Genomic DNA, 24278 nt, shown 5'->3' with positions numbered 1-24278 from the left:
TGTCTTCGCCGATGAATTTCAGTGCGGCCGAGTTCATGCAGTAGCGCAGCCCCGTCGGCTTGGGACCGTCATCGAAGACGTGCCCGAGATGCGCGTCGCACTTGGAACATCGTACTTCGGTGCGTGTCATGAAGAGCGATCTGTCGCTCCTCGTCGAGACATTCTCTTTTGCGATCGGCTGCCAGAAGCTCGGCCATCCCGTGCCCGACTCGAACTTGGTATCCGAGCTGAACAGCGCGTTGCCGCAGCAGATGCATCGATAGAGGCCCTTGTCGTGGTTGGCCCAGTACTCGCCCGTGAAAGCACGCTCGGTTCCGGCGCGCCGGGTCACATCGTATTGTTCAGCGTTCAGTTGCTTGCGCCATTCTGCGTCGCTCTTGACGACTTTGTCTTCCATAACCAGGCCCTTTCTCATTCCCGAATCAGTGAACTCGACGATCGAAACTTTCTGGATACCGGGCGCCGGCGTGGCCTCGTCAGCTATCGCGTCGGTAGCGCCGCGCCAGGCGAAATAACCCAACGCCGCGATCGCGGGAATCGCCGATGCGGCCGCGAGGAATTTGCGCCTGCTAATGATGTTCAGACCTGACCGATTATTGTGCAGCATCGATTTTGGGATCATCTCACTAGAGATAACTGCGTCGAATCTCCATAGGTTCCGACGCTCGTGCGGAGCTGACTATTCAGTCAGCGACTGCATCACGCGGCCGCTCGATGAATCGACCAAATCCACTTCGACCGGCGTCGAGACGTTGTGACTTTTCTTCGCCGAGTCGATACCAGCCTTGAGATCGCTCAGGAATTTGTCCTTGGCGAACGGCGGCATCTGGTCCATCGGGAAATTGTCGAACATCACGCGCGCCTTGGTATCGCCCGACCATTCCACCGATCCCACCTTCGGGCCCGCGATCGGTAGTCCGCGCACGACCTGCTCGACCGCCCCGTGGAAGGTCGAGGCCGCCTCGGACGGCGCTCCCGCGCTGCTCGAAGCAGTCGTTGCACCGCCGGTAGCCGGCGCCCCGCTCAGCTTCGCGAGCAGATCCTTGACCTGCGACTTGGAGTTGTCGTCGGGTGCGAGCGTGAGCGCCTTGTTGAGCGAGGCCGCCGCCTCAGCGCCCTTGTTCTCCTGAGCGTAGGCGATACCCATGTTGTAGTACGCTTGGAAGAAGTCCGGCTTCGCCGCGATCACCTTCTTGTACTGCACGACGGCCTGGTCGGCATTGCCGGTGTAGAGGTACATCGTGCCGAGATCGGTGCGGACCTCGGGATCGTCGGGCTTCAGCTTGAGGAAATGCTCGTATGCCGCGATCGCTTCATCGTAGTGCTGCTTGTCGTAGTCGATATCGCCGATTCCGCGCAGCGCGTCGAGATTGTCGGGCTGAAGCTTCAGCACGTGCGCATACGCGTCCTGCGCCTTCGTATAGTACGACGCATCGAACATCGCCGCGCGCATCGAGACAGTGCCGAGCCGGTTCCACGCGACGACATCGTTAGGCTTCGCGTTGGCGTCCTTCTCGACCTTATCGATAAACGTGCGCGCTTCCGTGGGCAGCTCGATCTTCGGATGCCCCGCGGGCAGCTGCCCGGCGCTGCTCGACGAGGCCGGTGCGGCGCCTGAATCTTGCGATGGCGCCGGAGGATTCGCCAGCGTCGCGCGCACAGTGCCCGGCGTCTTCAGCATGATCCACGCGGCCGCGCCGAGGCCCACGATCGTGATACCGATGAAGACGCCGACGAACGCCGCCGTCATCGGCATCATCCGCATCGTGCGCGCCACGACGCTCTTATCTGCGGTGGCGGGACCGCCTCCGCTCGCGCCCTTATCGAGAGACCGGCCGCATTCGACACAGAATTTGGCGCCGGCCATGAGCGGCGCACCGCAATGAGGACAAAAACGCATCCCAGATTCGTACCTGACCGGTTCCCAAGCGCGCAACAAGCACCGCACATCGCGGTTTCAGCGGCGGCATGGCCTGTTGTATATTCGCGGCGATTTATCCCAAAGGAGAGCGACAATGCAGCTCTACGATTCGTTCGGGCCTAACCCGCGTGCGATGCGTATGTTCCTGGCCGAAAAAGGCATCAGCATCCCAACCAAAGACGTCGACTTGATGGGGGCCGAAAATCGGCGCCCGCCTTACACCGATCGCAATCCCGGCGGACAGTTGCCGGCGCTCGAGCTCGACAACGGCAAATGTATCGGCGAGACGGTCGCGATCTGGGAATACCTCGAAGAGAAACATCCGACACCGGCTCTCATCGGCGCCACCGCCGAAGAGCGCGCCGAGGCGCGCCAGTGGCAGCGCCGCATCGAGCTCAAGATCACGGAGTTCCTCTACAACGGCTTCCGCTTTGCCGAGGGCGCCGACCTCTTCAAGTCGCGGATGCGACTCGTGCCGGAAGCTGCGCCCGGGCTTAAGGCCACCGTGCAGGACAACCTGAAGTGGCTCGACCAGCAGCTCGAGGGCAAGCAGTTCATCGCCGGCGATCGCCTGACCGTCGCCGACATCATTCTTTATTGCGCGCTCGATTTCGGCGCCGGCGTTGGCCAGAAGATCGATCCGTCGCTGAAGAACGTCAACGCATGGTTCCAGCGCATCGGCGCGCGGCCGAGCGCCAAGGCGAGTCTGCATCCGGCGTCGGCGAAGACCGGGATGAAGGGATAACGTCAGCATCAGCCGCTCCGCGCCCGGCGCGCGGGGCGGCGAAGTTATTTCAGCGATGTCAGACATATCGGAAAAGACTGTCGCGCAGTTGAACGCGCTCGTCCGCGCCAAGACCGGCGACTCCGGCGCGCGCGCGCATTCGCTCGAGACGCTGCCGGGGCATGCCGGCTTCAGCTACAGCTTCATTCTCGATCGCAGCGACGGCGGCGTGCCGTCGGGCAAAATGGTCGTGCGGATCTCTGCGCCCAACGTCAGGATCTCCGGCCCCGCCGATATCGAGCGCCAGGCGCGCATCATGGCCTCGTTCGCGGGCACTCCGGTGCCGGTGCCTCCCATCTATTGGCATGGCAGCGAAGAGGAATTCTTCGGGCGGCCGTACCTGGTCGCGGGCTTTGTCGACAGCTTCAAGCTAAGCGAATCGACCCTGCCGATGGATCACATCAAGCGCCTGGCGCGGATGGGGATGGCGACGATGGCCGCACTGCATGCGATGCCTTGGGAGCCGCGCCGCTCGGCATTCGGCGACCCGTTTGCGCTCAGCGAGGAATTCACGCGCCTCGATTATTTGCTCGATCGCCCGACGCTCGACCCGAAAGATGTCGGCCGCGCGTTCGAGCTGCGCGAGCGGTTGCGTTCGTCCGTCCCGACGGGTGCGCGCATCGGATGCGTTCACGGTGACTTCCAGTGGGCAAACCTGCTGTTCGACGAGGAAAAGCCGGTCGCGCTCATCGATTGGGAGATCTCCTCGATCGGCCCGACGCTGCTCGACCTCGGCTGGATTTCATTCTTCGCCGACTCGGAGAGCTTCGTCGACGAAGACCCGGTGCGCGGCTCGATCATGAACCCCGACGAGCTGTTCGAAGCGTATGCCGCCGCCGCAACGTTCCCGGTCTCGGCCGGTGAAGTACGATGGTTCCGCGCATTCGCAGGCTATCGCTTCGGCGTCATCACCTGCTTCAACGTGATGCTCCATCGGCGCGGCAAGCGCGACGATCCGCACTGGCTCGATATCGCCAAGTCGGCGCCCACGATGTTCGAGCACGGGCTCGAAGTGCTCGGCTGAGCGAAAGGACGGACAAGTTGGAAGCTGCGCGGAAATATCCTGAGCCACCGCCGATCGACGACAATCATCCCGCGCTCGGCGCGATCCTCGGCGCGAATCCGTTCGTCGGCTTCGACGCCAAGCAGGTGGTCGAGACGATGGCGCTCTACTTCGGCCATCTCGCGTCGCATCCCGCGTCGGTCGGCACGCGCATGATGCAGCTCGGGATGGAGCTCGCGCAGATCGCAGGCGGCATATCGGCGATCGAGCCCGAGCCCGGCGATCGCCGCTTCACCGATCCGGCATGGCACGAGCATCCGCTCTTCAAACGGGTGATGCAGTCCTACCTCGCGTGGCGCCATGCGATGCACGATCTGGTTGCCGATGAAGACGAGTACGACTGGAAGGAACGCGAGCAGCAGAAGTTCGCGGTGACGCTGCTGACCGAGGCGATCTCGCCGACCAATTCGCCTATTCTCAACCCGGCCGCGCTCAAGCGCGCCTTCGATACCGCCGGCGTGAGTATCGCGCGCGGCGTTGGTAACTTCCTGTCAGACCTGTGGAACAACGGCGCGATGCCGTCGCAGGTGGACAAGCGCCCGTTCAAGGTCGGCGGCAATCTCGGCATGACGCCGGGCGTCGTCGTGCATCGCACACCGCTCTTCGAGCTGATTCAGTACGCGCCCCAGACCGAGAAGGTTTACGAGCGGCCGCTGGTGCTGATTCCGCCGCAGATCAACAAGTACTACATCATGGATCTCGCGCCCGGCCGCAGCTTTATCGAGTACGCGGTGAAGCATGGCATCGCGATGTTCGCGATCAGCTGGCGCAACGCTAAGCCCGACAATCGCAACTGGAGCCTCGACGACTACGTGTCGGCATGCCAGGAGGCCATCGACGCCGCGCGCGACATCACGGGCAGTCCGGATGTCAACGTGCTCGGCATCTGCGCGGGTGGGATCACGACTTCGCTGATGCTCGGGCATCTCGCGGCGGCGAACGACCGCCGCGTCAACGCCGCAACGCTGCTCGTGACGATGCTCGATACGAGCCTGCCCTCGATGACCGGGATGTTCGCGACCGACGAAGCAATCAAGGCTGCGATGGAACGCTCGGCGCGCGAGGGTGTCCTGTCAGGCGCCGACATGGCGCGTATCTTCGCGTGGCTGCGGCCGAATGACCTCGTGTGGAACTACTGGGTCAACAACTATCTGCTCGGCAATTCGCCAGCGCCGTTCGATATCCTTTACTGGAACGCGGACTCGACGAATCTGCCGGCCAAGTTGCACGCGGGATTTCTCGATCTGTTCCTGCGCAATCCGCTGCCGCGGTCAAATGCGGTGACGATTCTCGGCACGCCGATCGATCTGCACGCGACGCGCAATGACATGTATCTCGTCGCCGGCCTGACCGATCACATCTGCGCGTGGCGTGCATGCTATCGCTCGACGGAGATGTTCGGCGGACGCGTCGAGTTCGTGCTCGCGTCCAGTGGCCACGTGCAGAGCCTCGTGGCGCCGCCGGGCAACTTCAAATCGCGCTATTACACGGGCGCGCAGACGCCCGACGATCCCGACCAATGGCTGCACAGCAGCACCGAGAACAAAGGCACCTGGTGGGATCACTGGATTAAGTGGATCGCAGCGCGCTCGGGCAACGAGAAACCCGCGCCCGCGGCGCTCGGCAACGCGCAGCACAAGCCGATGGAGCCCGCGCCAGGCACCTACGTCCACGAAACAATCTGAAGTGCATCTGATGTCGAGAGCCGGCAATGACCGCCGAGGCTTTGCGCCGATATATGAGGACTAGCGTGTGCGGTACAGCGGCTCTATCAGGCCTGCTATTGAGCCTGCTTCTGCTCGGCTGTTCATATGGCGGCGCCAAGCCAGGCACGACCTTCCGCGATTGTCCGGATTGCCCGGAGATGGTGGTCGTGCCAGCCGGAAGCTTCATGATGGGCAAGTATCCCGATCAGCATCAGGTAACAATCAAGAACGCCTTTGCGATGGCAAAGTTCCCGTCACGCGCGACGAGTATGCCGCCTTCCTATCGGCCAGCGGCTACAACGCGAGTGGCAAGTGGAAAATCCCTGGCATCCCTCAGACCGGCAACGATCCGGTGGTGGCCGTCGATTGGGACGACGCGCAGGCCTTCGTCGAGTGGCTGAGCCAGAAGACCGGCAAGCACTATCGTCTACCGTCCGAGGCGGAGTACGAATATGCGGAACGGGCGGGAACAATCACCAGCGGCGGACGCGCCGACTTCGATAGGATGTGGGTCGATCGCGCAAAGTGCAGATTCACTCATGAAACACATCGGGATCGTCGCGGTGAGCGCGGAGGGCGCCGCGCTCTGCTACCGGACGATCTGCGCCGAAGCGCCAGCGATGACGAGCGCGCATATGCATCCGGAGGTCTCGATGCATACGACGCCGCTGGGAGAATACGCGCGCATCGCCAATGAGGACTGGAGCAAGGTCGGGGAACTTCTGCTCGTATCGGCGCGCAAGCTCGCTAGCGTCGGCGCCGACTTCCTGATTTGCCCCGACAACACCGCGCACGAATCGATCGATTTGATCATCGACCGCTCGCCCTTGCCATGGATTCATATCGCCGAAGAAGTCGCGCGCGCTGCGGCACAAAATGGGTTCAGGCGCGTAGGCCTGCTCGGCACACGCTACCTGATGGAAGGCCCGGTCTATCCGCCGAAGTTCGCCGCGCACGGAATCGCACACGTGATCCCGGACGCAGAGGCGAGGGCGCGCATAAATCAGATCATCTTCGACGAGCTGGTCAACGGCCGTTTCGAAAAAACATCCCGCGAGTACTTCGTCGGCGTAATCAACGGCCTGAAATCGCAAGGCTGCGACGCCGTCGCGCTCTCATGTACCGAAATTCCGCTGCTGCTAACGCAAAACGATTCTCCGCTTCCAATCCTCGATTCCACCCGCATCCTTGCCCGCGCAGCCCTGCGCGAAGCGATCCTTTGATTCCTCGCGATGATTCTACTGAGCGGCCACCGCGCCGAGCTTTCGTGATCGTGTCCGCGGTTTCGTGCTGCCCGGAGTGCGGCGCTCGTAGCTTTCGATTCTCGCGATGAGGCGGCGGGTGAAGCGGTCGAACGCATCGACCTCGGTGGATGGCAGATCTATCCAGATGGCGTCGATTGCGGCGCGGCGTGCCTCGCGCAGCGCATCGAGCGTGCGGCGCCCGCGCGGGCTGAGAGCGTAGCTGCGCTGGCGCAGATCTCGGCTTGCGACTGCCACCGTGACGAGACCAGCCTCGAGCAACTGGCGCAGGATCTTCGACACCGCGGCGGGCGAGCTTTTGCGCCCGCGCGCGAACATCGAAGGCATGAAATGCTCGGTTGCGATCGCTTCGAGCGCGCGCCATTGCTCGACCGTGAGCCCGGCGCCGCGCGCCAGCGCCGCGCGCCGCCGCTCGAAAACCTCGGCCAGGGCGCGGAGCTGCTCGATCGCCTCGTGAATCCGGTTGAATCGCTCCAATTGTTGTGGCACAGATATATTTTACTAGAGTTAACTAAATCGGCAAGAGCACTGGAGGGCAGCCATGACACAGCCGCAGACTTGGGATCCGGATCGCTATGCGAAAAACGCCCGCTTCGTCGCCGACCTGGGCCAGCCGGTCGTCGAGTTGCTCGCGCCGCGCGCCGCAGAGCGGATTCTCGACCTCGGATGCGGCGACGGCGCGCTTACGCAGAAGCTCGCGGCGATGGGATGCGACGTGGTCGGCGTCGATGCCAGTCCATTACAAATCGAAGCGGCGCGGCGCCTCGGCCTCGATGCGTGGGTAATGTCGGCCGATGCGCTGAATTACGATAACGAGTTCGATGCCGTGTTCAGCAACGCCGTGCTGCACTGGGTGCGGCGCGCCGACGACGCGATCGCATGCGTCTATCGCGCGCTCAAATCAGGCGGGCGCTTCGTGGGCGAGATGGGCGGCGTCGGCTGCGTCGAGAAAATCAGGACGACGCTGATCGCGGCCCTCGACCGCCGCGGTATCGACGGCCGCGCAGCCGATCCCTGGTATTTCCCAACTGTGGCGGACTACAGCGCGTGCCTGGAGCGCGGCGGCTTTCGCGTCAACTATATCGAGCTGATCCAGCGGCCGACGCCGCTGCCCGGCGACGTCAGCGGATGGCTCGAGACCTTCGCCGAAAGCTTCATCATCAAGCTGCCCGCGGCTGATCGGCCGGCCTTCATCGACGAGGTGCGAGGCGAGCTGGCGCCAAAGCTGAAGGATTCGAGCGGCACTTGGATCGCCGACTACGTGCGGCTTAGATTCGCCGCGGCGAAGCCAGCCGCGTGATCAAAGATGACGATCTCTTCCGTGAGCTGACCGAGGGCCTGCCGCGCCAGGGTCCCGGCTCGACCGAGGCGACGCTGCGCGCGCTCGCGATGGTGTCGGGATTGCCGCCACGTCCGCGTATCCTCGATATCGGTTGCGGCCCCGGTGCGCAGACGGTCGACCTCGCGCGCGCGACCGGCGGCATGATCATCGCACTCGATTTGTTCCCGCGATTTCTCGCCGAGCTTCAAGCACGGGCACGCGCGGCTGGAGTCATCGATCAGATCACGGCGCTTCACTGTTCGATGCTCGCGATGCGGTTCGCCGATGAGGAGTTCGATCTCATCTGGTCGGAAGGCGCGATTTACATCATGGGCTTCGCCGCTGGCCTCACCGCCTGCCGTCGGTTCCTGAAACGCGGAGGATGGCTCGCGGTATCTGAGCTGACCTGGTTGACGGACAATCCGCCTGCGGGGGCACTCGACTATTGGGCAAAGAACTATCCCGCGCTCACGACGATTCATTCAAATCGCAGAACAGCCGCGGATGCCGGATACGAGAACATCCAGAGTTTCGTCCTGCCCGTCACCGACTTCTGGAACTATTATGAACCCGGCGAAGCGCGCCTCCACGAGGTCCGCGCGCGTCACCCGAGCGATCCGCAGATCGCCGCGCGGCTCGACGAAGCGCAGCTCGAATATGATCTTTTTCGCAAGTACTCAGACGCCTACGGCTACGTCTTCTATGTGATGCAGAGGCCGTAAAATGATTGGTCCCGGCTGGAAAGTAGCGGGGTGGGCGTCCCTATGGGCGTCCCTGCCCGCCATTGATCGCGCAGAATCCTCTCTGCGCCACCCTTAACAGCCATCGAAGGCGAGCAGCGCGGCGTCTTCATGGCGGGAAGAGACGCCCGCCCCACTTAACCTCTGCGATGACTCAGCGCGGCGGTGAGTCAGACACGGTTTGCTAATCCAGATGAATCTGGGTTATTGCTCTTTTTGCAATTCATCAGATCATTGCGAGGACCGAATGGACTTTTCGCTATCGCCGAAAACCGAAGAGCTGCGCAAGCGCGTCTCCGCCTTTATGGACCAACACGTCTATCCTGCCGAAAAGCAGGTCCAGGACGAGATGGGCGAGGACGGCCACGAGGAACCCCAAGTCCTCAAGGACATCCGCAAGCGCGCCAAATCCGAGGGGCTCTGGAACCTCTTTCTGCCCGATCCCAAGCATGGCGCCGGGCTGACCAATCATGAATACGCGCCGCTCTGCGAGCTGATGGGCCGCAGCACGATCGGCGCGCGCTCCTTCAACTGCCAGGCGCCCGACACCGGCAACATGGAAATCCTTGCCGAGTACGGCTCGCAGGAGCAGAAGGATCGCTGGCTGCAGAAGTGCCTCGATGGCGAGGTCCGCACCTGCTTCTCGATGACGGAGCCCGACACTCCGGGCTCCGACCCGACGCAGCTCAAAACGCGGGCGGTCCGCCAGGGTGACTACTACGTAATCAACGGACACAAGTGGTTTACGTCGGGGGCGATCGGATCGGCCTTCGCAATCGCGATGGTCGTGACCGATCCCGACGCCGAGCCGCATCGGCGCGCCAGCCAGATCATCGTCCCGACCGATACTCCCGGCTTCAATATCGTCCGCCCGGTGCCCGTGATGGGCCATACCGGCGGCGGCGGCCATTGCGAGGTCCTCTACAAGGACTGCAAGGTGCCGATCACGAATATCCTTGGACGCGAGGGCGACGGCTTTGCGATTTCGCAGGCGCGCCTCGGCCCCGGTCGAATCCATCATTGCATGCGCACGATCGGAATCGCCGAGCGCGCGGTCGAGCTGATGTGCAAGCGCGCCCTCAATCGCTGGACGCACGGCAGCCTGCTCGCGGACAAGGCCAATATCCAGCAGTGGATCGCCGACTCGCGGATCGAGATCGATTCCTGCCGCCTGATGGTAATGAACGCGGCGTGGAAGATGGACACCCAGGGCAAGAAGGCCGCGGCCAACGAAATCTCCATGATCAAGGTGCAGTGCGCGAACATGGTGATGATCGTACTCGACCGCGCGATCCAGCTTTACGGCGCGGCCGGAGTGAGCGACGATTTCCCGCTCGCGCGCTTCTGGCGCAACAGCCGCGCGCTCAGAATCGCCGACGGTCCCGACGAAGTGCATCGCCAGACCATCGCGCGCCGCGAACTGCGCAAATGGAAGTGAGCTAGTCCAACTCGAATCCAAACGCCCGCGTCGATTCGGCGCGGGCGTTTTTCATTCCCGGCTCTCGCAAATCTGACGCATCGAAATATAATCACCGCCATGGCTGACGAAGCGATCGATCTATCCGCAGAATTCGGCGATATCCGCAAAGAAGAGCAGCTCGACTGGACCAAGCTCCAGGCCTTCCTGCGCGACAAGCTGCCGGGCGCGGACAAGCCGCTCGAAGTGAAACAGTTCCGCGGCGGCTCCTCGAACCTGACCTACCTGATGCGCTTCGGCGATCAGGAATGGGTCGTGCGTCGTCCTCCGTTCGGACCGTTGCCTGTGGGCGGCCACGACATGGCGCGCGAATATAAGGTGCTGTCGCAGTTGTGGAAGGTCTTCAAACCGGCGCCGCGCGCGATGGTCTTTAGCGACGATATTTCGATCATCGGCGCGCCGTTCTTCGTCATGGAACGGCGCCACGGCCTCGTCATCAAGCAGCGTCAGCCCCTGCCGCCCGAGATGCCGACCGATCCGGCGTCGCTGCGCCGCCTGTCAGAAGGATTCATCGATGCGGCCGCCGATCTTCACAGTGTCGATTACAAGGCGATCGGCCTCGAGACGCTCGGCCGGCCCGAGGGCTTCCTAAATCGCCAGACCAGCGGATGGATGAAGCGCTGGGAGGCGGCCAAGACCCGCGAAGTGCCGCTGATGGAAAAGCTCGGCGCGTGGTTCCTCGAGCATACGCCGCCGGCGCAGCCGCCCGCGATCATTCACAACGATTTCTACCTCCACAACATAATGGTCGATGCGAAGGACCCGGGGATCATCACGGGCGTGTTCGACTGGGAGATGTCGACGCTCGGCGACCCGCTGGTCGATATCGGAATCGCGCTCAACTACTGGCGCGACAAAACCGATCCCGACGAACTGTTGCTGACCTCACAGGGCGAAGTGCCGACGCTGCGGCCGGGATTTCTGAGCCGCGAGCAACTGATCGAGCGCTACGGCAAACGCACCGGTCGCGACATGAGCAATATCGGCTACTACTGGGCCTGGGCGCACTGGAAGACGGCCACGGTCGTCGAGCAGATCTACGTGCGCTACGTGCGCGGCCAGACCACCGATCCGCGCTTCGCGCAGATGGGCGGCTTCGCCCCGGGCCTCGCGCACGCTGCCGCGCTCGTCGCTCGCCGCGAGGGCTTCAAAGAGTAGCGCCCGCCCTCCAATTGGCCTCCCCTTTAGTAGCGGCGTGTCGCCGTATCGCGATTCTTCGCCCGTTGAGTTCTCCCCGTAAATTCTCCATATCGCAATTCGCTAGAATTTATGGTGAATAGAAGCAGAATGCGCTCGTCAAAATTCTGAGTTCGATTCCATTGCGAGATCTGCGGATCGCAGATTGGGGCTATCTCCTAAATTCGCCCAAAAGCGAATTAAAGTCGAAGAAAAGAAAGGATCAATGCTATGAGTCTAAGTCCTCAACTCGAGTCGCACCGCTCTGAACCGCGGATGCGTAGATGGAGCATCCGGACGGCGATCGCATTCCTGACGATCGGCGGCGCGATTCTGCCGCTCTCAGTGAAAGGGCATGACTTCGTTTCGCAGGCGCAGGCTGCCCCCTTGGCGGCGACGATCGAAGCATTGCGTCCAATCAAGGGCGCGTCGTATGACCCGACCCCGTCGGACGATCCGCTGGGGGACAATGGCGGAGTCAACGGCGGACCAGCGGCGAATCGCTCTTTCGTTTACGAGGACTCCGATTTTTTCAATAACGATTTCAAGGCGCTGTGGGGCGACGACGGCGTCTCGGGAGCGCGCAATGACCTTCAAACGATGAAGGCTGCGGGCGTCAACTTCCTGCATCTCTACAACTGGAACCCGGCTCGCAACCATGACAGCTTTCTGAACGCTGCGGCAGCGGCGGGCATCAAGGTGATGGTTCCGATTTCGAACTTCACCGCATCGCTGACGGACGCTTCCTGCTGCGGAATCGATCCGGCCAAAGCGGGTTACAATCCTGCGTTCAACAACATCAAGGCCATCTTCAACCAGATCTATCCCGGATGCTCATCGACACCGCACACGGGCGCGGCGGTCTGGGGCATCATGAATGAGTTCGACTTCGAGCGCGCCGGAACCGAGAAGGTAACGTTCATTATCCAGTCGCTGCTCAAGCTCGAGAACGACTGCAACATCCCGGCGGCCAACCGTCTGCCAATAGCGGTGCCGGTTTCATTCGCGGTCCGCGACAGTATCAACTATCGCGCCGACAACGCTCCGCAGCCGCCCGAATTCGCTGCGGCCGAAGCGGTCTATCATCAGTCGCATCCGGGACAGCGTCCTCCGGGCGGAGTGCTGCCGCTGATCGCCCTGTCGACCGCGTTCCAGAACGCGCCGACGTCATATAGGCGCGGCGGCGAAGCGGCCGTCGTCCTTCCCGCCTTCCCTTCTGACTTCTGGACAACGCGATTCGTCGCGGTAATCAACCCGTTCGAGGACGGAAAAGTCATCAATACCTTCCTCAGCGACACGACCGCCGGATACCAGTCGGGATTCCCGGGCACGACGGCATGGAACAGCGTGCCGCCGCTCTTCTTCGGCGAGTACGGCGTCAACCGCGACGCGAGCCGGCTCGAAGCCGCCCAGGCAACCTTCGTGGCGCGGCAGATGAACTGCGTCTTCCCGCTCGCCCTGAATCCTTCCCCGCTGCCGAACAACTATTTCCTCGGCATCAATGCCTTTGAATTCAGCCCGGTGTGTAAGAACAAGTTCTGGGACATCTTTGGATTCACCGGCAATGGCAGCACCGCCGACCCGCTCCAGGGCCCGGGATGCAGGAGCATCGCCGAGGCGTTGAACGCGACCTGCACGAATCCCGCAGTCACTCAATGCGCGAACGCGACACCGCAGCCTTCGACCTTCACAATGCACCAAACCTCGCAGGGCTTCGGCTATCGCGTCGATAAGCTGATTCCGTTCCAGGAATGGACGAGTTTCGAGAACGGATTCCAGGCGACATCAGTTCAGTGTCCGTAGCGGTGACTCTGAGTTGACCGAAAGCGACGGCATCAACTGTTACAAGCAATCGAAGGAATGTTCGCTATGAAGCTGAATTCAATCTCAATCATACGGTGGCAAAACTCCTGGCTTGGTGCGCTGACGATCGCGGCAGCTCTGCTGGTGGCTGGTTCGGGTTCGGCGCGCGCGGGATTGCTCACTCTGCCTGCTCCGAAGATTGCCGCTCCGAATATCGCCGGCACGTGGACGCTCACCTGCGAGCTGCCTGCGCGTGACTGTTCCAAGATCTCCGTGACGGTCGATTCCTCCGGCGCGTTGCTAGATGCGGAAGTACCTGGTTTCAGCGGTCTGATCGAGGGCGGTGCATCCGTCGGGAGCGGCAAATTCGGTCAGCAGCTCGAGATCGACATCCTCGACACCTACACCTTCGAGGGCGTGATGGTCGGCGACAGCCTCGCGCAAGGTAACCTGACGATCGAGGACATCGAAAACGGTGAGGAAGTAATTCCGGTATTGGCGATCAAACTCAAGTAAGAAGTATTGCTGGACGACAAGCGGAACGAACCGCAGCGTGCTCCTCGGAGCCGCGCGGTTTCGTTTTCTGGATCACTCTCGCGCGTCTCGGCTCGTTGTGATGGCTTTGTCGCAGGTTATCTCAGCTGCTTTGCCGCCGGGTTCCAGTCGAAACTGGCGCGCGCATCGAAGTTCCTCACCGATCGGTATGGCTCGCACCTTTTGAGCGTGGATATCCGCTATAACAAGCGAGCGACTCCCGTTTGAACCGAAGAGTTCGGGTGAACATCCGCAGTCAGTTCAAGATATCCAATCGCGAGCGGAATCGTCGACGTGAATCACGTGCCGAACACTGCCTGGTATGTTTGTAAGCGCTTCACTCAGGAAGCTGGGTACCAGGTAGATGTCTTTGAGGGTCTTCGTCCGGTGCCAGGCCACCTCGAATCGCGAACCGTCGGCCTCGTCAGCGTAGAAGGTCATCGAGAGGTCCGAATGAACCTCGGCAGGTATTGCGACGCTGAAATAGAGGGCCAATTCATGTTGGTACGTTTGTCCGGCGCGGAAGAAATTCTCGTTTATCCAGATTAGTCGCTCCACGCTGGCCGTGACGTTCAACTCCTCTGCGATTTCTCGCGCAAGAGCTTTTTCCGCAGGCTCGCCGATTTCGACCCGGCCGCCTGGCACGAACCAATAATCCTCGGCGAGGTTGCGCATCAGAAGCACGTGGTCGTCGCGAATAATGATCGCGCCGACCCGATACGTAAAACCGGCCCCGCCAGAACTAAATGTCACCATCGTTCGATCTGACATTGCGCGCACCTTCTGGCGTGTCGCGTACCTATCAATGTTCGCCAGAGACGGGACGCGCCGACAGCTCCTCGACCAGCGACTTGGCTTGCTTCAAGTCGCCGGTGTCAAAGCCCTCGGTGAACCATCCATAGGTATCCGCGAGCGTCCGGCATGCCTCGTCGCGACGCCCCTGCTTGTCGAGCAGCAACGCGAGTTCTGTCGCCACGCGCAGCTCATCCGACTTGCTGTTGCGGATCCTCGCCGCCTCTATCGCCTTGTGATAGCTCGCCTCGGCTTCGTCGTAGGCTCCGGCCCGGAAAGACAGCCTGCCGCGCAGGCGATAGTAGTAAGAGTCGGCCATGTTAAGTTCGACCTTAGCGCGGAGCGCATGCCACTGGTCTAGTAACGCGAGAGCGCGATGCGGCTCGCCGATATGTGAGTAACAGTCGGCGATGCTCAGCAAGGATCGATAGTGAACCATCTCGGCCGCAGGCCCAGTGAATCGCTGTAAGTCTTCCTCCATCAGATCGATGGCCTCTCTCAGCTGCCCTTGCAACATTAGAGCCCATCCGACCATTCTTCGTCCCACCGACAGCCAGAATGGATAACCCTTCTCCTCGCACATCGCCACGACCGCGCGCGCCAACTCTCCGCCCTTGGCGGCTTCCCGGCGCGCACAGTGAGCCTCGCCGTTAAACACCATCGCCATCACCATGCTGAACGGGTCGGAGGCGGCATCAACGGCCGCCATCGCCTCCTTCGCCCGCTTCAGCGCTTGGTCTGGATAGCCCAGCTCCAACAGCACCCCGCCCAAAGTGGTGAGACAGATTACGGTGGGGTCCGGGCCAAAGTGATAACTCCCAGCCCGTGATCCGGATGCGTTCTTCACGGCGGCGGCTTGTTCCAGATGGCGGCGAGCGGCCGGCAAGTCCCCGGCGTAATGAAGCGCCGCTCCCATCGCGGTATGAGAGGAGCTGATCGATTCCGGATCCTTCAATTGCTCGGCGACGGCCATCATGTCCTGAGAGATTTCCACGGCCTGGTTCACGTGACCGCGAGTGAAATGAAAGCCCCACAGGCCGTTTAACACTGCGAACTGAAAGATCGTCTCCTTGAGTTCTCGCGCCAGAACCGATGCGCGCCTGAAAGCGCTCTCGACTTCATCGGAGTCGAAGCCTTCGGCCGCCATCAGCGAGAGGCCCAGCGTTACGCGCAGTTGCAGCTCATCGCGATCGCGCTGCTCGCTCTGCGGCAAGCCGGCAAGGATTTCCAGTCCGTTGTTGACGTAGGAAATCGCCTCGGTGTAGCTCGAGCGCTCCGCGGCCTGCTGAGCGGCAAGGCGCAGATATTCGATCGCCTTGGCGGGCTTGGCGGCGCGGCTGTAATGGCGCGCCAACTCACCAAAGTGATCGCCGAGTCGGCCGGCGAATTGTTCTTCCATCGCGCGCCCGATCCGCTCGTGCATCGCCTTGCGCCGCTCGGTCAGCATCGAGTTGTAGGCAACTTCCAGCGTGAGCGCGTGCTTGAAGGTGTACTCGACTTCGGGGAAGGCCGATTGCTCGTAGATGAATTCCGCAAGCTGGAGGTTGGAGAGCGATCTTTGCAATTGTTCGTCCGGCCCGGGCGCGACGCGCATGACCAGGCCGAGCGGAAACTCTTTGCCGATCACGGCCAGGGTCTGGAGCAGCTCCTTGTCGCCGGCCACCAGACGATCGATTCGCGAGGCCAGAATTCCCTGCACCGTCGCCGGGATTTTGATCTCGGCGACCGTCATAGCCGCCGTCACGCCGCCGCCGTCGCGCACAAGCGCGCCCTGGTCGTACAGCGCCTGCACCATCTCTTCCATGAAGAATGGATTGCCCTGGGTCTTCTCGATGATAAACCGCTTGAGCGCTTGGAGTCCGTCGCGGGTCGTGGCGCCGTCTTTAGCCGACGCCTGCTCGCCGAACAGCGCGCCGAGCATCTCTTCGGCGCTGTCCTTTCCCAGCGGATCGAGCCGCAACTGAGTATAGTAACTTCTCGCGCCCCAATCGTGCCGGTACTCGGGACGATAGTTGACCAGCAGCAGCACTCGCGCGTTCGCGATGCCATCGGCCAGCAGGTCGAGGAACTCCTGCGTCTCGTTATCGACCCAATGAAGGTCCTCGAAAACTATCAGCAAAGGCTGGTTGAGACTCTCGCGCGAAAGCATCCGCTTGAGCGCATCGAAGGTGCGTTTGCGCAGCAGTTGAGGATCGACTCCGTTGAGGACCGGCGACTCCGCCCCTTCGCCGATTCCCAGCATCGAAAACAAATAGGGCAGACTGTCCTCGAGAGCGCGGTCCAGCGCGAGGACCTTGCCGGTTACCTTCTCGCGCCGCTTACGCTCGTCGTCGAGAGGAGTGATCTCGAAATAATTTCTCAGCAAATCGATAAGCGGCTGGCAGGCGAGCGCCTTGCCGTGCGAGACCGAGAAAGCCTCCAGCGTCAGGCATCCGCTTCGCGCGATCGCCTTGAACTCGTAAAAGAGCCGCGACTTGCCCACTCCGGCCTCGCCAATCGCAGCGACGATTTGACCGCGCCCGCCCCGCGCCAGCTCCAGCGCGCGCTTGATGGCTTCCATCTCGGAGTGCCGGCCCACGAACTTGGTCAGCCCGCGCCCGAGCGAGCGCTGCAACCGGGTTCGAAGTGGCCCCAAACCGGTGACTTCATGGACATTCACGTGCTCGCTGACGCCCTTCATTTTGGTCGGACCCAGCGACTTCAGCTCGAAATATCCCTCCACCAATTTGCGTGTCTGCTCGCTCGCGACGATCGACCCGGTTCGCGCGATGCTCTGGAGGCGCGCCGCTAGATTGGTGGTGTGACCGATGGGCGTGTACTCGATTTGGCCCTCGCCAGTCTGGATCGGCCGCACCACGACTTCACCCGTGTTGACGCCAATGCGAATCTCCACCGGAGCACGGCCTTCAGCTTGCAGCCTGGCGCCATAGCGCCGTAGCTCCTCCTGCATGCGAATCGCTGAATACAGCGCGCGCTGAGGATGGTCCTCGTGAGCGACTGGCGCACCGAACAACGCGAAGATACCGTCGCCGGTCGATTGCACCACGTAGCCGTCATACTGCCGCGCCGCATCGATCATCAGCTTCAGGGCCGGATCGACAATCGCTCGAGCTTCCTCAGGATCGAGGTCCTGCTCCAGCTCGGTCGAGCCCTTGATGTCGGCGAACAACGCCGTGACCGTCTTGCGCTCGCCCTCGGGAATTTCGCCGATCGTCGCTTCCGGGCGAACCCGCAGCGCCGTCCTGGGAGTCTCCGCACGCGCCGCTGACGATGGAAGGCGGGCCGCCGGCGCGTTGGAAAGCGCGCACCCGCAGCCGCCGCAGAACTTCTCGCCGGGCTCGTTCGATGCGCCGCACGCGGCGCACGGCGCGGCGAGCGCGGCCCCGCATTCCGCGCAGAAGCGGCGCCCGGCGCGGTTGTCGTGATTGCAGGACGCGCAACGCATGGTGTCAGTTGTCTTGTTGATGATTAACACACCTGGCGCGCACTCCCGAAACGCGGCATTGTTCCGATAACGACACCAAGAGCCTCGATTGGCGAGGCTCAGGTTGGAAATCTCGACGAGTCTACATCCGGCCCAGTTTCGTTGAGGGCAGTTGTTTGTCCTCACCGATCGGTATGGCTGGCCCCTTTTCGAGGCTTGCCAAGTAGGCTATTGAAACTTGATACGGGTTAACTCCCCGACGTGGAGGTTCTTCTTTTGCACGCGATTAACTACGAAGCTCCATCTACGATCGACCAGGCGGTCGGTCTGCTGAAGGCGCATGGCGAGAAGGCGCGGCCGTTCTGCGGCGGCACTGATCTCATCATCCAGATGCGCGCCGGAGTGCGGACGCCCGACTACGTGGTCGATCTCAAGAACATCAAGGAGATGCGCAACATCTCGTTCGATGCAAAGACCGGCCTGCGGCTTGGCGCGGCCGCTTCGTGTATCGAGATTCACGAGAGCGAAGTGATGCGCCGCAACTATCCCGGTCTGACCGAGGCGGCGCATCTGATTGGCTCGCTGCAGATTCAGAATCGCGCATCGGTCGGCGGCAACCTGTGCAACGGATCGCCCGCTGCGGATTCGACGCCGGCGCTAATCGCGATCGGTGCGCGAGCGCGCCTGGTCGGGCCTAACGGCGAGCGCGAGGTTCCGGTCGAGCAGTTCGTGCTGTCGCCCGGCCGCACCGTGATTCAGCCCGGCGAACTGCTCGTCGAGTTGCTTGCGGCCGCACCTGCGCCCCATACCTCCGATGCCTATTTGCGGCTGATCCCGCGCAACGAAATGGATATCGCGATCGTCGGCGTCGGCTCGTCGGTGACACTTGATGGCGACAAAGTGACTGCGGCCCGAATCGGACTCGGCGCCGTCGCGGCGACTCCTCTACTTGGCGCAAAAGCCGCCGAATCTCTAATCGGTAAAAAGCTCGACGATGCCGCCCTCGATACCGCCGCGCGGCTCGCCAGCGAACAGGCGGCGCCTATCGACGACATGCGCGGTACGGTGGAGTATCGCAAGCACATCACGGGAGTTCTGACCCGGCGCACTTTGCTGATCGCTGCGGAGCGCGCACGCAAAAAGTAATTCAACTTACATAAAATCCCAGAGGCTAAGGGACAGCGGACATGTCCAAGAAGACACTGGTCGAAGCAACAATTAACGGCGAAACCGTCGAATTTCTCTGCGAGCCGCGCCAGAGCATGCTCGAATGCCTGCGCGACGTGCTGGAATTGACGGGCGCCAAGGAAGGATGCCTGACCGGAGACTGCGGCGCCTGCAGCATCAACGTCAACGGGCGCGTCGTGTGCTCGTGCTTGATGTTCGGCCCGGAGGCCCAAGGCAAAACGATTACCACCGTCGAGGGGCTCGCCGAAGGCAACCGGCTGCATACGCTGCAGCAGAAGTTCCTCGAGCATGCGAGCCTGCAATGCGGAATCTGCACGCCCGGCTTCCTGATGGCGGCCAAGGGCCTGCTCGATCGCAACCCAAATCCGACTGAACCCGAGATTCGTTACGCACTGGCCGGCAATCTTTGCCGATGCACGGGTTACGACAAGATTGTCCGTGCAGTACAAGATGCGGCGCAGACGCTGCGTTCGTCGAACGAGGGCAAGGCCGCCGCGCGCTAAGGCGCGCCCACGGATTCAACCGTTTAGCCACGAGGTCTCGTCATGGAAGGAACCAACGGTCAGGGCAAAAAATTTAAGGTCATCGGCACTCGTCCGATTCGCCACGACGGCGTCGATAAAGTCACCGGCCGCGCACGCTACGGCGCCGACTACGCGTTCCCCGGGATGCTGCACGGCAAAGTGCTGCGCAGCCCACATCCCCACGCGATTATCAAATCGATAAATTTCGAGAAGGCACTCAAGCTGCCCGGCGTGAAGGCCATCGTCACGTCAGCCGATCTGCCCGAAGCCGAGAGCAAGATCGAGCAGGCCGGCGAGATGGCGATCAATCCGCACTACCTCTCGATGAACATCCTGGCGCGCGGCAAGGTCCTGTACGACGGCCATGCGATCGCGGCCGTGGCGGCGACGAGCCCGCATATCGCGGAAGAAGCGCTCAAGTTGATCGAGGTCCAGTACGAAATCTTGCCGCCCGCGATGACGGTCGATGTTGCGATGAAGCCGGGCGCGCCAATCCTGCTCAGCGATCTGCGCAACAAAGAGGAAGGTGACAAGCAGACCAACGTCGCGCAGCACTACCAATTCAAGCGCGGCGACCTCGAAGCCGGGTTCAAGTCGGCGGATTTCATCATCGAGCGCGAATTCAACACCGCGATGGTCCATCAGGGCTACATCGAGCCGCACAACGCCGTCGGGATGTACAACAACGACGGGCAGGCCACGATTTACTGCTCGACGCAGGGCCCATTCGATGTCCGCTCGCTGAGCGCGCAGGTGCTGGGCATGCCGGTCGGCAAGATCAAAGTCGTTCCGGCGGAAATCGGTGGCGGCTTCGGCGGCAAGACGACGATCTATCTAGAGCCGCTCTCGGTTCTGCTTTCCAAGAAAACCGGGCATCCGGTGAAGCTCACGATGTCGCGCTCGGAAGTACTGCGCGCCTCGGGACCGACCTCAGGCTCGAAGATCAAAGTGAAGATGGGCGCGACCAAGGACGGCAAGCTGGTCGCGGCGCAAATCTGGATGGCCTACGAGGCCGGCGCCTTTCCGGGCTCGCCGGTCGGCGCCGGTGCGATGTGTATCATCGCGCCATACGCTATCGAGCATTTCGTAATCGACGCCTACGACGTGGTCGTGAACCGCCCCAAGACGGCGGCCTATCGAGCGCCTGGTGCGACCAACGCCGCGATGGCGTCGGAGACGGTGGTCGATGAGCTCGCGGAGAAATGCGGCCTCGATCCGCTCGATTTCCGAATCAAGAATGCCGTCAAGGAAGGCCTGGCGCAGATCGTTGGACCCCCTTTCAAGGCGATTGGTTTCATCGAGACCTGCGAGGCGATCAAGAACAGCCCGCACTACAAATCGAAGCTGACCGGCCCCTATCGCGGCCGCGGCGTCGCCTCGGGCTTCTGGTTCAACGCCGGAATGCAGTCCTCGGCGACGGTCAATATTCACACCGACGGCACTGCGAGCGTCGTGACCGGCTCGCCTGATATCGGCGGCTCGCGCGCGTCGATGGCGATGATTACCGCGGAAGTCCTGGGACTGTCAGTCAGCGATGTGCGCCCGGTCGTCACCGATACGGACTCAATCGGTCACACCGACGTGACCGGCGGCAGCCGCGTAACGTTCGCCACCGGAACGGCCGTGTACGAGGCCGCGCAAGACGCGATACGGCAGCTCAAGGAACGCGCCGCCAAAGTGCTCGAGAAGAAGACCGAGGAAGTCGAATTCGTCGATGGCTCCTTCCGCGCGATCGGCAACGGCGTTCCGCCGCTCAGCCTGAAGCAGCTCGCGTCCAAGCTCGCGCGCACCGGCGGACCGATCACCGGTCGCGCCAGCGTCAATGCGCGCGGCGTCGGACCGGGATTCGCTACCACCTGCGTCGATGTCGAAGTCGATCCTGATACCGGCAAGGTCCAGATCCTCCGTGCCACCATCGCCCAGGATGCCGGCAAGGCGATTCATCCGAGCTATGTCGAGGGCCAGATGCAAGGTGGCACCGCGCAGGGCATCGGCTGGGGCCTCAACGAGGAATACTTCTACGACGACAAGGGTATCCTCCGTAACATCGGGTTACTCGACTACCGAATGCCGACCTGCCTCGACCTGCCGATGATCGAGACGGCAATCGTCGAGGTGCCAAACCCGGGGCATCCGCTGGGAGTTCGTGGTGTCGGCGAAGTTTCGATTGTGCCGCCGCCGGCCGCGCTCGCCAACGCGATCTATCGGGCCATTGGCGTCCGCATGGATACGCTGCCGATGTCGCCGCCGCGCATCCTCAAGGCAATCCTGAAAAATCGCGCCTCAACCCAATCCGCCGCTGCGGATTAACTTGACAAAATGTAGAGAAAGGGCCGGGCTGACCCGGCCCTTTTCGTTTCAATGGCAAGCGTCGTAATTCCTTCGCTGCTGCGCAAATACACGGGCGGTGTCGATCGCGCCGAGATCGCCGGAAGCTCACTGCGCGAGTTGATTCGTAATCTCGACGCGAAGTTTCCCGGCCTTGGTGAGCAGCTTACCCTGGACGGCGACCTGCGCCCTTCGATTGCGGTCTCTGTAGACGGGGAGATAGCAACGGGCGGGGTTCTGGAGAAAATCGGCCCGTCGAGCGAGGTTCACTTCCTGCCCGCAATCGGCGGCGGTTCATCCTGATAGGCGCGCTATCCTACCAATTTGTTGGTCCGTCGCTCGGTAACAATCATTAGTTTCGGTGGGTTCTTAGATGACAAAATTAAACGCACGGTCGATTTTTTTTAGCATCTGAAATTGTTGCAACGCGCTTAAACTTGCGTACAATACTCTTGCTGGCCGGGGTTTGCCCCCCTTTTCCCGGTTGGCGCAGGGCCGGGCGGAGTTATCCGTCTGGCCCTAATTTTTTGTCCCTTGGCGCATCTTGGGGAATTCTTAACACTTACTGACCAAACCCCAATTGCCGGTCGGCAAAAAGACTACGGGGCGTGCCTGCGATCGTTACGGCATGCCCCGTTAGCGTTGCGATTCGAAAGGCGTGGGCGCTTGCGCCTAGCTCATGAAGACTTCGCGGACGTGATTTACGTCGTTATATTCGCGGGCTTGTTCGATCTTGTCGCCGGCGAAACGAAAATAGAAGTGATACCGGTTCGCGTACTTCTTGCCGTTGCCCGCCGTCGTGTCCGATTCGCACTGGATCGCGACATGCGACCCCTCGGCGATCACGGTGTGGAACTTCAGATTCAGGCCCTTGGGAAACATCGCCTTCAACGTGGCCGGCATCGTTTTGAGGAAGGCCTCTTTGCCCCGCATCGGCGCAATGCCCGGCAGCCGGCCCATCATCTCGAATTCAAAATTGTCAGCGAGAATTTTTTCGTAGAGCTTGGGATCGGGATTCTCGAAGCTCTTCAGAAACGAAAGCGCGGTTTCTTTTTGCGTCTCAAGACTCATGATCAGCACCCTCCCGCTCGCGCTAGCACGAACGGCGATTCAATTGTGTCGTTACTCGGATCAGGCTGCCGCGCGGCGTAATACGAGAACCGAGCACTGCGCCAGGCGCACGAGCTTTTCCGCCACGCTGCCGATCATCACGCGCGCCGCTCCGGTCCGGCCCCGCGTCGAGAGCAGTATCAGGTCGATTTGGTTCTCTTCCGCATATTGGACGAGCTGGTCGACCGGCGCGCCCTTCAACACCGCGGTTGAGACCTTGGCCGAATTGCCGAATTCGTCCTTCTTGATGCGAGCGAGCTCTTCTTCAGCCTGCTGCGTCATCGCCGCTTCGCGGGTGAGCTCAAAGCTCTGGTCGCCGCTGGTCGCAAGCGGGAGCGGGATGAAATGGAAGTGCGGCACGACGACGTGAACGAGATGGATCTCGGCGCCGACGTCGGCGGCTAGTTCCCTGGCGCCGCGCATGGCGTCCATTGAGAACTCGGAGAAGTCTACCGGGGCAAGAATCTTCTTGACGTTTTGAATCATGGAAAACCTCCGAACCAAGTGCAATTATCATGCACCTCGCCGCCGCTGCAAACGAGTCCGGGACTGTGCAATTATCCCGACGCATCGGAATCTATACCGGCGCTGAACGCGCCCGCACGAGGCTTGGCTTATGAAAGGCACGGTTTTTCACGGACCGCATGACGTCCGCGTCGAGAAGGTCAAGGACGCGGAGCTAAAAGCTTCGACCGACGCGATTGTACGTATCACACGGGCGGCTATATGCGGCTCGGATTTGCATTTCTACCACGGCGGATTCCCGATTGAGCCCGGCTTCGTGCTCGGTCACGAGGGCGTTGGCGTCGTCGAGGAAGTTGGCAAAGGCGTCGCGCATCTGCGCAAAGGCCAGCGCGTCGTCGTATCGGGCCTGGTCGCCTGCGGCGGATGCTTCTTCTGCCGCCGCGGCCAGCCCTCGCAATGCGCAGAAAGCGGCGGCGCCGTCTTCGGCTACGGCAAGAACTCGGCGCGCAACCTCGGATGGCTCGGCGGCGAGCAAGCCGAGGCCGTCAACGTGCCGCTGGCCGACTACACCTGCTACCCGATCCCCAACGGAATCGACGATGAAGCGGCAGTCTTCCTGGCGGATATTCTGCCAACGAGCTACTTCGGTGCGCTCAACGG

The 24278-nt window shown here is 61.8% G+C and carries 22 protein-coding genes; 15 read left to right on the top strand and 7 right to left on the bottom strand.

Annotated features, from left to right (window positions below):
* Together msrB and VMA09_02995 are read right to left on the bottom strand one after the other, a co-directional pair.
* The coding region (msrB, locus tag VMA09_03000; GenBank protein ID HUA32546.1) for a peptide-methionine (R)-S-oxide reductase MsrB at positions 1-622 on the bottom strand (622 nt) is incomplete at its 3' end.
* A gap of 57 nt (positions 623-679) precedes the next feature.
* Positions 680-1900, bottom strand: a complete 1221-nt coding sequence (locus tag VMA09_02995) for a tetratricopeptide repeat protein (protein HUA32545.1) — start codon at positions 1898-1900, stop codon at positions 680-682.
* A 115-nt stretch (positions 1901-2015) separates the two neighbouring features.
* Here VMA09_02995 and VMA09_02990 point away from each other — a divergent pair, with 115 nt between their 5' ends.
* The 4 genes from VMA09_02990 (at position 2016) to VMA09_02975 (ending at position 6697) form a co-directional block, all read left to right on the top strand.
* Positions 2016-2666, top strand: coding sequence for a glutathione S-transferase family protein (locus VMA09_02990; protein ID HUA32544.1), 651 nt, complete (start codon positions 2016-2018; stop codon positions 2664-2666).
* 55 nt (positions 2667-2721) lie between these two features.
* Positions 2722-3729 carry a phosphotransferase family protein gene (locus VMA09_02985; GenBank protein HUA32543.1) on the top strand — a complete coding sequence of 336 codons (1008 nt, stop codon included), beginning with the start codon at positions 2722-2724 and terminating at the stop codon, positions 3727-3729.
* 17 nt (positions 3730-3746) lie between these two features.
* Positions 3747-5453: an alpha/beta fold hydrolase gene (locus tag VMA09_02980; GenBank protein HUA32542.1), complete on the top strand. Its 1707-nt coding sequence runs from the start codon at positions 3747-3749 to the stop codon at positions 5451-5453.
* A gap of 560 nt (positions 5454-6013) precedes the next feature.
* Positions 6014-6697 (top strand): amino acid racemase, encoded by a 684-nt coding sequence (locus tag VMA09_02975; protein ID HUA32541.1) that lies wholly within the window; start codon positions 6014-6016, stop codon positions 6695-6697.
* Positions 6698-6712: 15 nt separating this feature from the next.
* Here the strand turns inward: VMA09_02975 and VMA09_02970 are convergent, their stop codons facing one another.
* Entirely contained in the window at positions 6713-7225 is a 513-nt protein-coding gene (locus VMA09_02970; protein ID HUA32540.1) for a MarR family transcriptional regulator, read from the bottom strand.
* Positions 7226-7277: 52 nt separating this feature from the next.
* On the opposite strand from VMA09_02970, the gene VMA09_02965 reads away from it, so the two are divergent.
* The 6 genes from VMA09_02965 to VMA09_02940 all read left to right on the top strand — a co-directional run bounded on the left by VMA09_02965 (position 7278) and on the right by VMA09_02940 (position 13769).
* Positions 7278-8036, top strand: coding sequence for a class I SAM-dependent methyltransferase (locus VMA09_02965; GenBank protein HUA32539.1), 759 nt, complete (start codon positions 7278-7280; stop codon positions 8034-8036).
* Entirely contained in the window at positions 8033-8779 is a 747-nt protein-coding gene (locus VMA09_02960) for a class I SAM-dependent methyltransferase (protein ID HUA32538.1), read from the top strand. The genes VMA09_02965 and VMA09_02960 overlap by 4 nt, the downstream gene beginning before the upstream one ends.
* A gap of 265 nt (positions 8780-9044) precedes the next feature.
* The gene (locus tag VMA09_02955; protein HUA32537.1) at positions 9045-10235 is read left to right on the top strand and encodes an acyl-CoA dehydrogenase family protein; all 1191 of its coding nucleotides are present in this window, start codon (positions 9045-9047) and stop codon (positions 10233-10235) included.
* A gap of 99 nt (positions 10236-10334) precedes the next feature.
* Positions 10335-11432 (top strand): phosphotransferase family protein, encoded by a 1098-nt coding sequence (locus VMA09_02950; protein HUA32536.1) that lies wholly within the window; start codon positions 10335-10337, stop codon positions 11430-11432.
* A gap of 294 nt (positions 11433-11726) precedes the next feature.
* Positions 11727-13253: a hypothetical protein gene (locus VMA09_02945; GenBank protein ID HUA32535.1), complete on the top strand. Its 1527-nt coding sequence runs from the start codon at positions 11727-11729 to the stop codon at positions 13251-13253.
* A 66-nt stretch (positions 13254-13319) separates the two neighbouring features.
* Positions 13320-13769, top strand: a complete 450-nt coding sequence (locus VMA09_02940) for a hypothetical protein (GenBank protein ID HUA32534.1) — start codon at positions 13320-13322, stop codon at positions 13767-13769.
* Between the two features lie 279 nt (positions 13770-14048).
* Here the strand turns inward: VMA09_02940 and VMA09_02935 are convergent, their stop codons facing one another.
* Together VMA09_02935 and VMA09_02930 are read right to left on the bottom strand one after the other, a co-directional pair.
* Positions 14049-14558, bottom strand: a complete 510-nt coding sequence (locus VMA09_02935; protein ID HUA32533.1) for an NUDIX domain-containing protein — start codon at positions 14556-14558, stop codon at positions 14049-14051.
* Positions 14559-14589: 31 nt separating this feature from the next.
* Complete coding sequence (locus VMA09_02930; protein HUA32532.1) at positions 14590-18024, bottom strand: adenylate/guanylate cyclase domain-containing protein; 3435 nt, start codon at positions 18022-18024, stop codon at positions 14590-14592.
* A gap of 255 nt (positions 18025-18279) precedes the next feature.
* Here VMA09_02930 and VMA09_02925 point away from each other — a divergent pair, with 255 nt between their 5' ends.
* From VMA09_02925 to VMA09_02910, 4 genes are read left to right on the top strand one after another with little or no spacing between them, the layout of a single operon-like run.
* Positions 18280-19149, top strand: coding sequence for a xanthine dehydrogenase family protein subunit M (locus tag VMA09_02925; GenBank protein ID HUA32531.1), 870 nt, complete (start codon positions 18280-18282; stop codon positions 19147-19149).
* 41 nt (positions 19150-19190) lie between these two features.
* A complete protein-coding gene (locus VMA09_02920) occupies positions 19191-19694 on the top strand; it encodes a (2Fe-2S)-binding protein (GenBank protein ID HUA32530.1) in 504 nt (167 codons plus the stop codon).
* A gap of 42 nt (positions 19695-19736) precedes the next feature.
* Entirely contained in the window at positions 19737-22025 is a 2289-nt protein-coding gene (locus VMA09_02915; protein HUA32529.1) for a xanthine dehydrogenase family protein molybdopterin-binding subunit, read from the top strand.
* A 51-nt stretch (positions 22026-22076) separates the two neighbouring features.
* On the top strand, positions 22077-22346 hold the full coding sequence (locus VMA09_02910; GenBank protein HUA32528.1) for a MoaD/ThiS family protein: 270 nt from the start codon (positions 22077-22079) through the stop codon (positions 22344-22346).
* Positions 22347-22715: 369 nt separating this feature from the next.
* On the opposite strand, the gene VMA09_02905 is transcribed toward VMA09_02910, so the two are convergent.
* Both VMA09_02905 and VMA09_02900 read right to left on the bottom strand, forming a co-directional pair.
* Positions 22716-23114: a nuclear transport factor 2 family protein gene (locus VMA09_02905; protein ID HUA32527.1), complete on the bottom strand. Its 399-nt coding sequence runs from the start codon at positions 23112-23114 to the stop codon at positions 22716-22718.
* 60 nt (positions 23115-23174) lie between these two features.
* A complete protein-coding gene (locus VMA09_02900) occupies positions 23175-23639 on the bottom strand; it encodes a universal stress protein (GenBank protein HUA32526.1) in 465 nt (154 codons plus the stop codon).
* Positions 23640-23769: 130 nt separating this feature from the next.
* Here VMA09_02900 and VMA09_02895 point away from each other — a divergent pair.
* On the top strand, positions 23770-24278 hold a 509-nt coding region (locus VMA09_02895; GenBank protein ID HUA32525.1), incomplete at its 3' end, for an alcohol dehydrogenase catalytic domain-containing protein.

The sequence above is a fragment of the Candidatus Binataceae bacterium genome, from assembly GCA_035508495.1.
In the GTDB taxonomy this organism is placed as follows: Bacteria; Desulfobacterota; Binatia; order Binatales; family Binataceae; genus JASHPB01.
This window is presented reverse-complemented; position numbering and strand designations above follow the sequence as displayed.